Origin of the sequence: Streptococcus sp. FSL K6-1323 (assembly GCF_038630745.1) — a bacterium.
GTDB classification, from domain to species: Bacteria; Bacillota; Bacilli; order Lactobacillales; family Streptococcaceae; genus Streptococcus; species Streptococcus salivarius_D.
This window is the reverse complement of sequence record NZ_CP152039.1, coordinates 647,950-663,453: the sequence shown is the minus strand read 5'-3', so window position 1 is coordinate 663,453 and position 15,504 is coordinate 647,950. Positions and strand designations below refer to the sequence as shown.

The window sequence follows — 15,504 nt, the reverse complement described above, 5'->3', positions numbered from 1 at the left end:
ACTGTTTTTCGCAACTCTAGTATATCAGATGAACATGTCTTTTGTGTTGCACTTCATTTTACAATAGGGCCCAAAATCATTTTCTAAAATCATACGATAAAAATTGAGAAACCAAGCAGTCGCAGTTGAATGGTCATCATTATGTCGTCCAGAAGTTCCCTTGCTAAGAATTCGTGCTCCCGAAGAATATAGGACTTTAGTAATATCCTCGAAGGCTGTTGGGTCCATATCCTCATCTTTCATGTAAGAAACCCCAAAGGTCGTGTTTGAGAAGTCTGCTTTTTCAAACTTATCCCAGAACTTCTGATTAAGGGCCTCGACGCCTTCATTGTCCAAACGTCCCGTCTGCAAATGCAAGACATCAATTCCTGTCGGGAAAACCTCTGGTGCCAAAAGTCTGGCACGATTACCGATGGTACCAACATTGGCTAGAGGTTTAGACATGATAATGGCATGAGGTTCAAAGTCCGCGCCATAGTACATAGATGGGAAAGTTCCCATGGACATCCCAGAGAGAATAAGTTGATCACTGTCAAAGCCTAGGTAATCCAAATAATGTTGGATAGTATCCTTGATACTATTTTCAAGCTCTTCAGTTCCCATGTAGAAAGCTCCCCCCTCTAGGCGAGGATCAGAAAATAGCAGGAAAGGTGTCTCCATAGCCCTCATCATACCAAATCCTTCAAAACCTTCGGCAGGACGAAAACCTGAAAAGTAGACGGACAGCGGTGGCTTGAAATCCCCAGGATAAAAGAAATAATTGATTTCCTGACGTTTACTATCATGGAGAATCCCCCCACCCAATACAAACTTTCCAAATTGAAAACGTGTCCATCGTTGATGGAAATTCCCAACTCTTAGAGCACCATTTCCTTTAGCTTCTAAAGTTGCTGATAAAATATAAGTTCTCCCCTGATCTAAAACAATGGCACCTTTACGCATTTCTTCCTCGCTAACTACAATTGTTCTCACGATTTCTGAAACTGAACCTTCAGGAATAATGCGCAGCACTAATTGGCATTGACAGGTCTGAGCCTTCTCAAATTCTAACCAAAGTTCAACAGGGAAATCCTCAGCTACTCGAATATTAAAACTCCAGTTAAGAATAGGCTTAAAGGAATCGCCGTAATTCCCATCTAAAGAGATACTTTCAAAACCATTATAAATAACTTTCCCTTTGAATCGAGGATGAACCTGGATCTGATAAGGGAACAATTTATCACCATATTGTCCAGCGAAAAGTGCCTTAGACAGGGTATCTAGCAGATCTTGCTTATCTGAAAAATCTGCTGGTATAGCACAAATCTCTTTCAGAAAGCGGCCTACTCGATGGTCCTCTATCAAAAGGTCAGCATCATAGAAGATGGTATAAGGAACTAAGCTCTTACGCAAGTCCATCAGCATGAGTAAGGATTCCTGACTATCAACAAGGACCGCATTAAAATTTCTTAGTTTAGCTTGTTTCAAACATTGGAGAATATCACTAGAAAGCCCTGCACGAAGGTAGAAAAAACGAACATTATCGGGGAGCTCATAAGTATTTGACCAATTATCTCGTCCAACCTGCAAAATGCTAATTTTAGACATACTTATCCTCCTTCAAATAGTGCTCCCATTTTTCAATAAAACGCTCTCCTGTATTTTCTCTGATTTTCTCAATTGCTTCAATTAAAGCTTGATTCCAGTACTTTAACTGATCAAGATAATAAGATGCCGCCTCCTCAAATTGTGTTACTTCTTCTAGGATATAACCATTTTTCAAATGTGTTACATAGTCCGAAGTGACCCTATTTATCTGTGGAATCCCAGCACTAATGCCTGCAATTTGAGTATAACGATGTGGTTCCAAGCTGAGATCAACAATAAGACGGGTATACTCAAATTCTTTAATCAAGGCTGTCTCATCAATCAAATTAACAAAATCATAACGATACTCAACTTCCTCATTTTCAGCGAGGTAGTTTTCTGCACTTTGATTATCTTTTATGTGTTTGAATTTTTTCTTATTCAGTTTTTCAGAGATAAGGTGCTCTACGTCTTCCTTAAATGTATCAAAATCATGCGGATTCGCATTGAAAGTTCCAAATACAATATAAGTATTCTGGTGATTTGCTACAAAATCTAAAACCTGATAGATAGCTTCCCAACTGATATCATCTAAATTTACCTGATAATAGAGTTTAGATGACTTAAGACGTTGGCTCTTTCCAAGTGCTAGACGGGTATCATAAGATGCCATATGCTGAATCTTCTCAGCTTGCTCTGGAAATAGTTTTCTTAATTCTGTAGAAAAGTCCTGAGAATCACTAATAATCAGATCAACAAGTTGCAAATAAGAAGCATAATCCTCTAAGGGATCATTTTGATTGCGTTCTTTGAAGTAAGTCAAAATTTTCTGATTAGCCTCTGGTAGATGACTATAAAGAGTTTGATTCAGATTACTTTTCGACGCAACGACAAAACAATCCGAAGGCGTCAATTCTTGAGCAATATAAGCATCAAAAAACTCCCAAATGACTTCTTCCATACTGATATAATAATTTTTCTTAAAACGATGATCTGTTCTTGGATTACTTACAATCCCTCGTCCATCAAAGAAATGACAAAGTTGCCAAATGCCATCTTCATTCAAATAATCTCGGTGTGTCGCCTGACCATTTTCAAAATGAAGGATACTAGAAACAAATCCTCTGTCATCATAAATTTCTTCTCTTAAAATCAGGCCATCCTGATAATATCGAATAAGACTCAAATATCCTTCTGGTCCCAACTCTATTTCGGCAAAACGCTGATGATGTTTCTCAACAACAATAACGAAAGGGGTAAAAATAAAGTCACAATCATCATCCCAATCCAAGTCAGATACTTGTAGGCAACGCATGGGCTGCTCTTTGATTCCTTGAATAGCATCAAACACTGAAAAATGCGACACTTCTAAGAGATCAAAGCGGTGCAGAAAATAACGTAGATGTGGTTGATAAGCTAAAAGTAATAATCTAGGCGACATAGCTTGGCCTTGAAAAATACGTGCTTGGTGTAAAGTATCATCAAATTCTATTTTCGAGGTTCTAAAATACCACGGTGTTAAGTCAGGTTGCCAAAACTCTGCCCCTTGACCGTACCAAGCCGGAATTAAATAATACATATGTTCTCCCATTTTTTATGAATTCAAAATAATTAACGATATATTAAGGATGATAGGTAGGCAGGTCAAAAAGATCACCAGACTACCTATCACTCTCAAATGAATAATTGAGGTGATAAAATAATTTTAACTTTTAATCTAGTCAAACAAACCTTTATAGGATTCATTTAGGGTCATAGCTGCAATTTCTTCGCGTACATTGTATACCATTCCACTGTAAATCAAAAACATTCCAGGAATCATACTGAGTTGTAAGTACTGCGGATTAATAAGCACAATCATCATAGGGCCACCTGCCATGATAACTGTATAAATTGCCCCAATAACAGCAAATTTCATGACAACTTTATTGATATAACGGCTTGTATCAGGGCCAGGATAAACATTGTAAATGTACTCTCCTGATTTTCGCATGCGTTCTGCAATTTGTTCACCACTAACGTTTACGAAAGCAAAAGCAATCCCCAAAACAAATAAGACCACTTGATAGAGAACAAGCCAAATCGGATGTCCCACTGTCAGAGCTTCAATCCAAGTATTTGTCCAACTGTTTTTAGGAAATAAAATCTGAATCAAGATAAGAAGATATTGAGGAATAGAGACTAGAGAAATTGCGTACATGAAGGGCATCCCACCTGCTGGGGTAAGCATAACATCAAGATAGGAATACTGGCTAAAACGATTATGAATATTAACCTTATTGATGGGAATGCGATACCGTGCTCTTTGGACAATAACTGCAATATATAAGAAGAGCAAACCCATGATAATCAGAGAGAGAATAATCGGTAATCCTATATGTAGTCGTGTAATACTCTCTCCAATTTGCCTAGGTAGATTAGCAACCATACTGGCCATCAAAATGACAATAGAACCTCCTATACCAAAGAAAGAATTCAAATCCGATAGCCAGACTAAAAAGAAGGTTCCCGCAATTAGAAGGATAGTGTTCGTTAGGATAGCCAATCCTTTAGGAATTCCTACTTCAATCGGAAGGCTTAGAGACACCGCTAAAGACTGGATGAGAGCGATGGCAAAGGTCAAATACATTTTGCGTCGATCCTGTATTTCTATTGGTAGCTTACTTAAACCAGACTTTTTTGAAAACGAAAACATCTGCCAAAGAATCATGGCTGACATCCAAGGGGACAAGCCCACAGAAAAAAGTGAAAATGAACTTAAATTACCACCCATCATAGCACTTGTGAAGGCTATCGAATTGGATAACCCTCCTAAGAGTTTTGGGTGTTTCAAATCTATAAATGGTAAGACTAAATGGCTTCCCAAAACATAAATAAAGAGGAAAAGAACTGTCCAAGATAAACGTTTAAAAACAATAGATTGTAATATTTTTTTCATTAGCAGCCACTCTCCTCCTTCTCACTAATACGCTTAGCAACCAATTGATTAATAGCATTCACCATCAATTCAGGATTTTCATGTGAACAAATAGCTTGATAAGATTGATTTGGAGCTTGTGTATTCTCAAAAGTTAGTAAAGGAAGCTGATTTTGAGTTACGTACTCATAGATTTCTGGTAATTTATCATAATGATTAATATCCAGATAGAAATCAACTTTAGATAGCTCATATTCAACAAGCAAAGGATAGGTATTTTGATAAAGGGTTACATTTGGATGGCGAGATAGCACTAAAAGTTCTGTAGCCATATAGGTATAGGCAGCGATGATAAAATGAACTTGAGGGAGATGCTGAACTAAGTATTCAATCTGTTCCAATAAGTAGGAGTTCGTCAAAGTATAACACGTCAACACGGTAGATTCACGGTTAGATTCTAACTCAAAGCCCCGATTTGTCCATGTTTTCAAAATTTGAGACCATTCCATGAGACAGTACCGCCACCAAACCTCACGCAGTCGTACTACTGAAAACTGATTCCACGGTTTATCCGGAGAAATATAATGTAAAATCAAAGGTAGTGGTTCAAGAGGAATTTCAAAAACAAAACGATGACCTCCCTCGGCTGCACCAGCATCAAAACCAATTTGAAAATTATAAGTATCAGGTAAATTCAGGTAGCGGTCTTCAAATACCATATTGAGTATTGATTGATCACCCTCTCCTACATTTGCGTGCTCCCGTTCAGTTATATCCACTAGTTTTTGACGGATATGTTCCTCTTTCCATAAACGATTGTTAATTAGCAATACACCTGCATTAAAACCAACACCGGCACCAAAACATGAACGAACAGCTCCGACATAATTGTCTCCCAATTCCTGTTCAAAAAGACTATCTAGATTACCTGTGACTATCAAATCACTATCAAGATAAAGTACCTTATCTTCATGTACGAAATCAGGTATAAAATAACGCGCAAAGGTCATATGGTTGATATGTCCCAACCTATTAGTCCAATTCATCTGAAATTGAGGACCAATTAACTTAATATCAAGAAGCTCTCCTCCGAGTCTCTCCACATGCTCTCTCGTGGCACGGAACCACTCGACTGGAATATCTTGATTAAAAAGGTATATTTTAAGCTGACGATTGTGATAACAAAGAGATTTTAAAGCGGTCTCTATTTGACGAATATAAGCATAATCTCCTGCCAATACTACTGTATTTTTATTATTCATATATCTTTCTTATTCTACCGGCAAACGAGATAAGTCTGCCACGATTTGTTTGGTGTAGGTTTCATCTTCGATGAATTCAATATCTTGGTCAAAGTTATACTCCGCCGTGTGTTTGTGTTTGAGTTTAACTTTTGTTGTCGCACCCATTTTTAGCCATTCATATTCAGAGTCAATATGTCCAATATCCAAGGCTTGATAACCATCTTTAGCTAGATTTGCAACTAATACTTTAGCCGTTGGGCCCAACATGATGAGTATAAGATGATTATCCGCATACTTACGAATTGTTGACTCAATAGCATCCACATCCTTATAAGCACAATGAGAAGAGCAGACAATACGTTTGATAGATAAGGCCTGATCGAATAAATCATTACCAACCCCAGAACGAGATGTAGCTCCTTCTACTATTAAGAGATTTTTGTTTTCCCATAACCTTTTTAGCTTTTCAAACTGTGACTCGGCGTTTGTTTTATCTAAAAAATCAATATAAGGACGTGAGATAAAGGTTGAACCATACCATGGTGCCGGTGCAATTTGACGATAAAAATCATCATAATGATCCAAATGCTTTTTCCAAAAATCTTCTGCCCACCACGTAAATTTGAAGCGATCTTCGAAAGCATCTGGCAAACAGACTAAGAGTTTTTCTGAACTGTTCATTCCAACCAACTCACGTAGAGTTCGTGCCAGTTCAGGATGATAATCTTGGTAGGCGATAGAATGGCCAGCTATTAGATTGATTTCACCATCTCCAAAACGAATGACAGATGAATGATTTTCCCTAATGAAGTCCAGACTCTCATCAATGGACTTAACCGTTGGTAGAGGGAGAATTTGAGGCAAACTTCCTTCACTATCAAACTGTTCAATAGCAGTGATCAGCTCCTGTGGTCGCTCACTTGAAAAAAGAAACTGCCTATGGTTCCCGTGTTGGGTTTTATAAAAACCAAAACTAGGAATCCCCGCCAATTCTACCTGTGATAGAATATCACCAGCTTCATCGCCACGATTAATATCCAAATAAAGATCTGCACTATGGATCAACTGGGTCAACTGCTCCTGATTGATCGCAGGATACAAACTAACATTGGGATGTTGCTTTAATTCGACTAACTTAGGTCCCATAGCTGTCCAAGCACCGATATGAAACTGCACAAATGGAAGAGCACAGACCAGTTCTTCGATCGACTCGAGATCTTGCGTTTGGGTCATGGTTAAGGAGTGCAATCGTGGAAGCTCGTGAACTTCTCCCCATTCACCTGTCTTTATACGCTCTTTAATGAGTGAATGCATTTGTTCAATCGTGTTGACCTCTAACTGCGCTTGCTCACTATGTCTGGTTTCTGGGAAGGACAAGATCGGTTTCCCTGTTTTCGCATAAGCCGCCAAGGTTGCTTGATCAGCAGTACCATAGTTAATATCTAAATAGGCAGCAGAACGATTGATAAGTTCTTCCAATACTGGAGGGACGACTTCTGGATACAATCTCACATTTTCATATTTTGCAAGACGCATCAATTCCTCTCCCATTTCCGTATAGGCAGCAATATGGAACAAGGCCTTCGGATGTCCCTGAATCAATTCCTCAAGGTTTTTGAAGGATTGAGAATTGGTCAAATTGAACAGATGGAGCTCATAATCTGGATCCATCTCTATCTGGAAGTCCCCCATATGGTGAGACAAGACCTGACTGTAATCCATGTCGTGGAAAGCCCACCATAATTGGCGGAAACGATTGGCACTTAGTGTCGCCCATGGTTTTCGGTGTGAGACAAAATGCACAACATAGGGATCTTCACTATCTTTAAAGTGATTTGGCCAATGACTCATAAAAGCAGTCACGTCATGACCAACTTGGAGGTTCATCCTTTTATCCAAGGCTAACCATCTATCACGAAAGACCTTATTAAAGATTGTCTGGTCCCCATTAAATTTAGGAATATTTCCTTCTAAAGCTTGCTGGAGTGAGCCATTCGTCTCATTCACCAACTGCTCTGTCATATTTTCTCGTTTCCACAAACCATTGTCAATTAATAAGACACCGGAATTAAAACTCTGGTTATCTGTGTCCATCACGGCTGCAATCGGGTGACCCTTCATATCTATTTCAAAGATATCCTCTAAGTTCTTTAGAACCAGCAAATCCGCATCGAGATACAGCACCTTTTCCTCTGAGATATACTTCGGAATAAAGTAGCGAGAATAAGCATCCAGACTAATATGTTCCTGAGTCCACCAGGTATCCCTCACATCATCCGGATTCAATTTGACATCAATGAGCTCGCCCCCTAAGAGCTGAGCCATCCTCCGTGGTTTTCGAAACCAGTCTGGAAGGATGTCTCGATTCAAAACATAAATTTTCACATCTTTATTGTGGTAAAAGATAGATTTTATGGTCGTCGATAACTGAGCGGTAAAGTTCTGATTTCCTGCTAGAACAATCGCCCGACTTTTTGTATCATGCATGAAAACTCTTCTCCTTGATCCGTTTTTTTACCAGTACTTGCTGATAAGCTTCCATGTCTCCATGTTTTAAGGTCTCTTCTTCATGAATGGCCAATCGCCACTTGTAAGCAGCAATTTCTGCATCTATTAAGCCCATTGGAGCTCCGATCAATTGAAGAATCATCATGCGTTCTTCGATACTTTGTAACGGATAAACATCTGCAAGATTGACCGTTTTGGTCACACTTGTCTCACGTTTACGATGCAGATAGATGGCCCGGTTCATATAGACAATTTTATCAGCTTGTAGATAGACCTTGTAGGTCGTATAATCATCCTCTACCGTTTTATCTGTTGGATAAACAATCTCTTTAAACAATTCCGCCTTATAAAGCTTTGCCCAAGGGACCGTGAAACATTGGCTCAGATTATACTGCCCATCATATTGATGTTGGAACCACTCAAAAGGAGAATAGACACGCTCAAAATAATCATTTCCCCCAACATGGATTAAAAAGTTCCCCTCTTCTTCCATAAATTGAGTGAAATTTCCAATTGCAATATCTGCATCTGCTTTTTTCAGCAAATGATATAAACTCTCGATATGATCCAGTTCCAACCAATCATCATTATCCACAAAGAGAATGTAGTCTCCCGTCACCGCTTCTAAAGCACGATTCCGACTAGATCCAACTCCCCCATTAGGCTTATGATAAACCTTCACTCGAGGGTCCTGAATCTTGTAGCGTTGGCAAATAGCGGCAGAACCATCCGTTGAACCATCGTTGACTAAGATAATTTCTAAATTTTGATAGGTCTGTTGGATGATACTATTTAAGCAATTTTCAAGATAGGCCTCTGAATTATATACAGGGACGATGACACTAATTTTTTCCATTTTTTCCTTCACCTATTTCAACCTAATTCATACCTGATTTAACTCAATTGAGCTAAATATTCTTGAATAACAGCAATCATATCATCAATATCCTCTACATGAAAACAGTAACTATCCCCTTCAATCTCACAATGATTGGTAACATCAAAAGAAAAGATAGGTTTTTTCAACACAGTAACCTTTTGAATAATATCATAAATCTCTTCATGATAATTGATATCCAAATAAAAATCCAATTTATCCAACACAGCTTGAGCATTGTACCGTGTAAAACGAGGATAAAGCGAAACATTGGAGTAGGCTTCTAAAGCAATTACACTAGGAGCAAAATTTGTGTGTGCAAGGATATTAAATTGAACATTTGGAAATGCTTCCACCAATGTTTCAATATGTTCCATAGCTGCCGAATTCGTAAATACTGCTGTTTGGAATTTGGGCCTTCCTACCAAATCCTTGAAATGACGTTTGGTAATATCCTTTCGTAACAAGATTTCAGACCATTCCAGACCATAATAAAACCACCAGATATCCCGACAACGATTCAAATTCCACTGATACCAAGGCTTCTCTCCCGCATAGTGAATGATTACTGCGTCCTTCTCCAGCTGGTCTGCCTTATCATACCATTCAGGGACGTTAAAGGTGTGAGCAAACGTATCCATACCAACCATCACATTGTAGACTTCTGGTAGTTTTTTCCAACGTCCTTTAAAATGACGATTAAGGATTCCTTGATCTCCAAACTCCTCTTGATGATAGCGATTCGTCAATTCCAGCAACTGGTGGCTAGCTTTTTCTTCTCTCCAAAGCACAGTGTTCACAAGGAGCACACCTGCATTAAACTTAGAAGCATCTATGCCATCCGTAACTGCGGCCAAAGCATGATTTTCTATATCTTCTTCGAAGAGAGGTGTCAAATCTCCAGTGACAACAATATCAGAATCTAGATAAAGTGCTCGGTCTTCTGTAACAACATCTGCAATAAAATAACGATAAAAGGTAGCATAACTTAAATGATCCATGGGTAGCGAATACCCTTTTATCTGATCAGAAGAAATCTTAATATTCCGAATTTGTGATTGAACAGACTCTAATCTTCTCCCCATCAACCAGAACCACTCCTGAGGGAGATTGTCATTGATCACATAAAAAATAATTTGACTGTTTGTCGCAACAATAGATTTTATAGTTACCTCTAGCTTTTCCATGTAACCATTATCACCAGCAAGAACGATTGCCCTTTTCACTGAAATTTTCCCCCTCTTTTTTCTCAATTATCCTTTTATAAAGTAAATAAGAAATTAATAGCATCTATTAAAAGCTTCTTAGTGATATACCCCTCTTTTAGGAGGAAAGCAAACCCTTGAGCCCTACTACTAATTTCTTGATAGGATTCTGGAGCCATATTTTGAACCAATTGATTGGCTTCTTCCAAACTGTTCACAGCAAATCCTAAACCACGCTCTTCAATCAGATGACTATTTGATAAGGTGTTGGGCACAATCACAGGAATTCCTGCCGCAAGATAGGTGCTGAGCTTATGTGAAATATTCATTTCGTAGTAATCAACATTCTCCCCATCGTTATACTGGGTATTCCAGACAAGACCAAAGCCTCCCTTTGAGAGTTCCATCAAGAGTTCTTCATTGCGCTTCCATCCTTCAATCACCAAATTGGCTTCTGGATTGCTCTTTGGCTCATTCGTAAAAACTCGCAAAGGGGTTTCATAAACCCAATTTTGCAACTCTGGAAAGCGTGTCAAAGATCCTGCAAAGAAAATCTCTTTTTTAAATACTGGTTGGTTCAAACTGAGGTTATGAGGATGATCCCAAAATTCTTGAATCAAGATTTTTTCCACAGTCAGACCTGCTTCACACAGACGGTTAACCATTTGTTGTGAAGGCGCAATAATGACATCTGCTTGATTGAACATCTCCATATAAGTCGGCATTAGGTAGGCATTATCACGGAACATTAGTGGAATAACGTCATGGATAAAAATCACTAGTTTGACTCTCAAATCTTTCAGCTTCGCTACAAATTCCGCGTCAAACTCCCAACCATTCCAAGTTGGCGATTGAAAAATCACAATATCACCAAATGAGATACTTGCCATGATCCCATCTAGACGCTTGCTTCTCTCGCTCGGACTATCTGTAGAGATATTATAAAAATAGATTCCAATCTCTCGATACCCCAAAGCACGCGCAATATCCGTCACAGCATTCTGAGCTAAGATGACAGTGCTATCCCCTGCCATACCATATAGATTTGTAATATGTACTTTAGTCATGGTTTCCCTTCTTTATTTTTCTGACATTCGAAAAATCATCTTCAACTCTTCTTTTGTTGCTAGCATTGGATGCATCTTTTGCTTATCATAGACTGATTGATATCTTTTAGGATCTTCCAGCTGAGATAGTTCATCGAGCAAGTCTGTAATTGCATCTTTTTGAAACAGGTGATCTTTTATATAGAGGTCTGGTCGGTGACAGGTTTCCTCAAAAGCATATAAAATCATTCCTCTTTCAAGAGCCATTCGATTTCCGTCTAAAATTTCATCCGCATATGCGATATCTAGGTAAATACGGCATTTATTTAATAACCGCTCATAATTCTCACCTGAAATTCCTGGATAAAGGTGAACATTCGGATAATCATTGAGACGTACTAATCGTTCCCCCATCTCTGTCAAGGCTGCAATATGAAACTGAAAATGAGGAAGAGCAGTCACAAGAACTTCAATCTGTTCGATTTCTTGAGTGTTTGTCAAAATGAGAACCTGTGGCTGAAATTCCCTCAAATCTCCCAAATAGGTAGGGAAAAATAATAGACGATCATGCGATGCTCTGTCGTTAGCATCACGAACTAACACTTTTACACCCTCGTCCAATAGAGGAGCAAGTTCTGCTTCAGGAAGAGTTGACCGATCATAGAAGATAATCTGCTCCTTCGCAAGTTTGGGTAAAGCCTTCAACAATTCTGGATCAGACAAAAATACTGTTTCAACCTGCAAAAGAACTTCTTGAAGAAGGGCTTTTTTCGCTTCTTCTATCGAGGAAAATCCCTGTTCTAAACCATCGGTCGTTTGATAGAGCGCACGATCATGCTGATGGAATAAATGTAGTTTTCCCATTTTATCATTCATATAAACAGATAGATGACATTCATTTGCACTCCAAACTTCTTCCAGAAAAAGTCTTCCAGAAAGATCATAGTAATCACAAGTAGAACAATTGTCATCTGGATTATACCACTCTACTTTTTTGACCCTTTGAGGGTAATCCTGATAACAGTCTATTCTCCCCCTCCTCACTCCATCAGAAACAATATCCCCATTCGCATACACTTCCCAAAACGGGGGTAACGAAAGACCAGTCATATGCAGAGGTGAATTTACTTTTTGATTAGAAAAAATAAAATCCAGAATATTTTCTATCTGTAGAGGCTGGATGGGTATTCCAATTTGTTCTAGGTCATCTCTCAACCTCTCATCATCTGAAGTCCATTCATTTACCAGATAATACATCGTTATTTTTTCCCCTATTCGTCAAAAACTCTCTCCATTGTCCAATAATTTGATCTGTCATATATCGTTCAGCCAATTTATAAGAACCTTCTCGTAGAAAATTTAAGTTTCCAAAAGCCTTCTGCATACTTCTCTTCAAGTCAGCAACCACTTCTTCATGTGATTGATTTACAAAGGGAACGAGAAAACCATTTCGATCATTTTTAATAAAAGTGGGATTCCCATAGGGAACGTCTGTTCCCACCATAACAAGGCCAGACCCTATCGCCTCTAGTAAAGTTAACCCAAACGTTTCCCACTCGGAAGTAGCCAAATAAAGTTCATATGCCTTAAAACGAGTTTGAAGGTCTTGGTGCCCCTTGAGATGAATATAACTTTGAGCATTTAACTGCTTAATTTTTTCTTCTATTTCTTGCCAAAGCATACCTTGACCATAAATGTCCAATGTAACCTCTGGGATTTTTTCATGCAAGGCCACTACAGCATCAATTGCTAGGTCTAATCTCTTTCTCCTTTCAAACCTTGCTGCAATCATCAGGCTATAGGGCTTGCGATTATCAGAATATTGCAACCTTTCAAGCCCTCCGACTGGCAAGACCGATATAGGCTTAACAGTCGACAGATCGCGTTCTAATTCTTTCTTTTGCGCTTCTGTAGATACAATGATATGGTCGAAATAGTTAGCATACTGAAAAAGAAGGAAATATTCTGAATTGATACAGTCGCCCCAATGGTGTATCGAATGAAGGACACACGATAAGGTTGCTTCACCCTTCATTTTTAAAAGAGTCTGCGTAAAGGTAAGACGCTCTAAACGATCAACAATGATATGGTCTTTTGCAGAAAATTGTAAAGTGCCGATCGCTTGGCTCAAAAGCTCCGACTCACTGTAAAACCAATGAGTCCCCTGCCGATAGACCGATTTCGTCAAATCACCTGGTGTCTTTTTGATTTCCTCCAAAGCTACGGAACCATCTAAATTATAAAAAAGACGCTGAAAGACTCTTGCTTCTAAGCCCGCATCAGTGGGAACAGCTGTAAAATATTCTGTATAAAGCTTTACACTCCCGTAATGTTCCCTACGAAGAAGATGACCAGCTACATAATAATCGACATAATCAACATAATTTAACTTAAGAGTATTTCGATGAAAGACAAGAGAAATCCCATTCTCTTCCGGAAATATTAACTCTTGATCTCGTTCAATTGGAGTGGAATGGAGATTCAAACATTGCTTCATTTTCTCCACACTCATTGTCAAGGTCATATCACGCTGATCTGTTAGTATCATATGTGCTAAAATGATTTCATCTTCAGCATATCCCAAAGACAAATAGTAATCCCATTTATATCTAGGAGGAACTTGCGTAAAGACAAAGCGTGCTGGGCACCCCAGTTTCCTAAAGATTTGTCCCCGGTAAGCCTGGGCAACATCGACACCGTTAGGCTCTAATTCCACCATCAGATTAAAAGTGTAAATCATCTCTCCTCCAAGCAAGTTCCAGTTGTACTCTGATAACGATTTTTGTCTCTCTCCACAAGTCTAATCAGCCAATGTGGCCAGATAAGATTTAATTTCTTCCACCATCATTTCAGGGTTCTGAACCGGATAAACATGACTTTCTCCAGACTGGTGCTTGCTGGTATTGTCAAAGGCGTAGATTGGTTTTCCAAGTTTATGAACTTCCTGTGTAATCGACATAATTTCATTAAAATGATTGATATCAAGATAAAAATCTATTTTCTCCAAAACGGTTTCAAAATTATACTGATTAAAACAAGGATAGATTGTCACATTTAGATAACGTTGCAAATCAACCACCTGTGACGCAAAGACCGTATGAGCTAGAATATGGAAATGCACATTGGGCAGGGCTTGAATCAGGTATTCCAAATGTTCCATTTCACACGCATTTGTGAAAATAGCTGTATGGTAGGGTTCCTGTACGGTTAAAGCTCCTAAATCACGATTTATGATTTCTGTACGCAATAATACATCTGACCAATCCAGAGCATAATAGAACCACCAACGATCACCTAAACGGTTATTAAACACCGCCTGCCAGGGCTTACCAGCCGTATAATGGATAATAGAAACCTTTTTATGCTGTTTTGCTTTGATATACCATTCATCACTTTGAGGAGAAGAAGTAGCCACACTATCCATACCAACCATGAAATTATAGTTCATATCTAATTCTTTCCACTGGCCAATAAAATAACGGTTTAAAAGACCTTGATCACCATATTCATATTCATGGTATTGATCTGCTACTTCAAACAGTTGAGTGGAAATGTCATGTTCTCTCCAATACTTATTATTAATCAACATGACTCCTGAATTAAAATTTGTCTGTTGTAAATCGTCTCGAACAGCAGCTAAAGGACAATCTCCAAGGTCCGTCTCAAACAAATCCGTCAAGTTTCCATCTACAACAATATCTGAATCAAGGTATAAAACCCTTTCCTCCTCTACTACCTCAGGAATAAAAAAACGGAAATAAGCTGCATAAGATAAATGAGGCCTTGGAAGATGATACTTTCGTAAGTGGTTATCTGAAATCTTCGCATTGACAATTTGTGAGTTGATTTTCTCCAAACGTTTGTTCATCACACGAAACCATTCCGAAGGAAGGTCATCATTAAAAACGTAAAATTTAATGTTATCATTATGCACACAAACTGACTTAATCGTTGTTTCTACCTTGTCCATGTAGCCATTGTCGGCACCTAACGCTATAACTTTATTCATCTAGCTTACCTTTCTTTTTCAATCTAACTCCAACTTAATCTCATTTATCTTCAAATCTGCCTCAAACGTGGAACCCCCCCTACTTCGTCCACAATTATCATGATTTGTAATATCAAAAACATAAACCAGATT

The 15,504-nt window shown here is 38.5% G+C and carries 11 protein-coding genes; all 11 read right to left on the bottom strand.

What is annotated here, in order from left to right; genetic code table 11:
* Positions 1–24: 24 nt before the first annotated feature.
* The 11 genes from asp2 to NST80_RS03080 all read right to left on the bottom strand — a co-directional run bounded on the left by asp2 (position 25) and on the right by NST80_RS03080 (position 15,372).
* Positions 25–1,587, bottom strand: coding sequence for an accessory Sec system protein Asp2 (asp2, locus tag NST80_RS03130; RefSeq protein WP_342504632.1), 1,563 nt, complete (start codon positions 1,585–1,587; stop codon positions 25–27).
* Positions 1,580–3,145, bottom strand: coding sequence for an accessory Sec system protein Asp1 (gene asp1, locus NST80_RS03125; RefSeq protein WP_049553826.1), 1,566 nt, complete (start codon positions 3,143–3,145; stop codon positions 1,580–1,582). The genes asp2 and asp1 overlap by 8 nt, the downstream gene beginning before the upstream one ends.
* A 138-nt stretch (positions 3,146–3,283) precedes the next feature.
* The gene (gene secY2, locus NST80_RS03120; RefSeq protein ID WP_013990275.1) at positions 3,284–4,504 is read right to left on the bottom strand and encodes an accessory Sec system protein translocase subunit SecY2; all 1,221 of its coding nucleotides are present in this window, start codon (positions 4,502–4,504) and stop codon (positions 3,284–3,286) included.
* The gene (locus NST80_RS03115; protein WP_045772252.1) at positions 4,504–5,745 is read right to left on the bottom strand and encodes a glycosyltransferase family 8 protein; all 1,242 of its coding nucleotides are present in this window, start codon (positions 5,743–5,745) and stop codon (positions 4,504–4,506) included. The genes secY2 and NST80_RS03115 overlap by 1 nt, the downstream gene beginning before the upstream one ends.
* Before the next feature lie 9 nt (positions 5,746–5,754).
* Positions 5,755–8,214 (bottom strand): SP_1767 family glycosyltransferase, encoded by a 2,460-nt coding sequence (locus tag NST80_RS03110; protein WP_049553828.1) that lies wholly within the window; start codon positions 8,212–8,214, stop codon positions 5,755–5,757.
* A complete protein-coding gene (locus NST80_RS03105; protein WP_183138135.1) occupies positions 8,207–9,091 on the bottom strand; it encodes a glycosyltransferase family 2 protein in 885 nt (294 codons plus the stop codon). The genes NST80_RS03110 and NST80_RS03105 overlap by 8 nt, the downstream gene beginning before the upstream one ends.
* Before the next feature lie 38 nt (positions 9,092–9,129).
* Positions 9,130–10,338 carry a glycosyltransferase gene (locus tag NST80_RS03100; RefSeq protein WP_013990271.1) on the bottom strand — a complete coding sequence of 403 codons (1,209 nt, stop codon included), beginning with the start codon at positions 10,336–10,338 and terminating at the stop codon, positions 9,130–9,132.
* Between the two features lie 35 nt (positions 10,339–10,373).
* The gene (locus tag NST80_RS03095) at positions 10,374–11,384 is read right to left on the bottom strand and encodes a sugar transferase (RefSeq protein ID WP_049553830.1); all 1,011 of its coding nucleotides are present in this window, start codon (positions 11,382–11,384) and stop codon (positions 10,374–10,376) included.
* A 12-nt stretch (positions 11,385–11,396) separates the two neighbouring features.
* On the bottom strand, positions 11,397–12,620 hold the full coding sequence (locus tag NST80_RS03090) for a hypothetical protein (RefSeq protein WP_013990269.1): 1,224 nt from the start codon (positions 12,618–12,620) through the stop codon (positions 11,397–11,399).
* Positions 12,601–14,103: a glycosyltransferase gene (locus NST80_RS03085; protein WP_183138134.1), complete on the bottom strand. Its 1,503-nt coding sequence runs from the start codon at positions 14,101–14,103 to the stop codon at positions 12,601–12,603. The genes NST80_RS03090 and NST80_RS03085 overlap by 20 nt, the downstream gene beginning before the upstream one ends.
* Positions 14,104–14,163: 60 nt before the next feature.
* Complete coding sequence (locus NST80_RS03080; protein ID WP_013990267.1) at positions 14,164–15,372, bottom strand: glycosyltransferase family 8 protein; 1,209 nt, start codon at positions 15,370–15,372, stop codon at positions 14,164–14,166.
* Positions 15,373–15,504: the final 132 nt, after the last annotated feature.

Bases quoted from the DNA above. Each gene is read 5' to 3' on its own strand.
- asp2 (WP_342504632.1), bottom strand. From the start codon at position 1,587: ATGTCTAAAATTAGCATTTTGCAGGTTGGACGAGATAATTGGTCAAAT.
- asp1 (WP_049553826.1), bottom strand. From the start codon at position 3,145: ATGTATTATTTAATTCCGGCTTGGTACGGTCAAGGGGCAGAGTTTTGG.
- secY2 (WP_013990275.1), bottom strand. From the start codon at position 4,504: ATGAAAAAAATATTACAATCTATTGTTTTTAAACGTTTATCTTGGACA.
- NST80_RS03115 (WP_045772252.1), bottom strand. From the start codon at position 5,745: ATGAATAATAAAAATACAGTAGTATTGGCAGGAGATTATGCTTATATT.
- NST80_RS03110 (WP_049553828.1), bottom strand. From the start codon at position 8,214: ATGCATGATACAAAAAGTCGGGCGATTGTTCTAGCAGGAAATCAGAAC.
- NST80_RS03105 (WP_183138135.1), bottom strand. From the start codon at position 9,091: ATGGAAAAAATTAGTGTCATCGTCCCTGTATATAATTCAGAGGCCTAT.
- NST80_RS03095 (WP_049553830.1), bottom strand. From the start codon at position 11,384: ATGACTAAAGTACATATTACAAATCTATATGGTATGGCAGGGGATAGC.
- NST80_RS03090 (WP_013990269.1), bottom strand. From the start codon at position 12,620: ATGTATTATCTGGTAAATGAATGGACTTCAGATGATGAGAGGTTGAGA.
- NST80_RS03085 (WP_183138134.1), bottom strand. From the start codon at position 14,103: ATGATTTACACTTTTAATCTGATGGTGGAATTAGAGCCTAACGGTGTC.
- NST80_RS03080 (WP_013990267.1), bottom strand. From the start codon at position 15,372: ATGAATAAAGTTATAGCGTTAGGTGCCGACAATGGCTACATGGACAAG.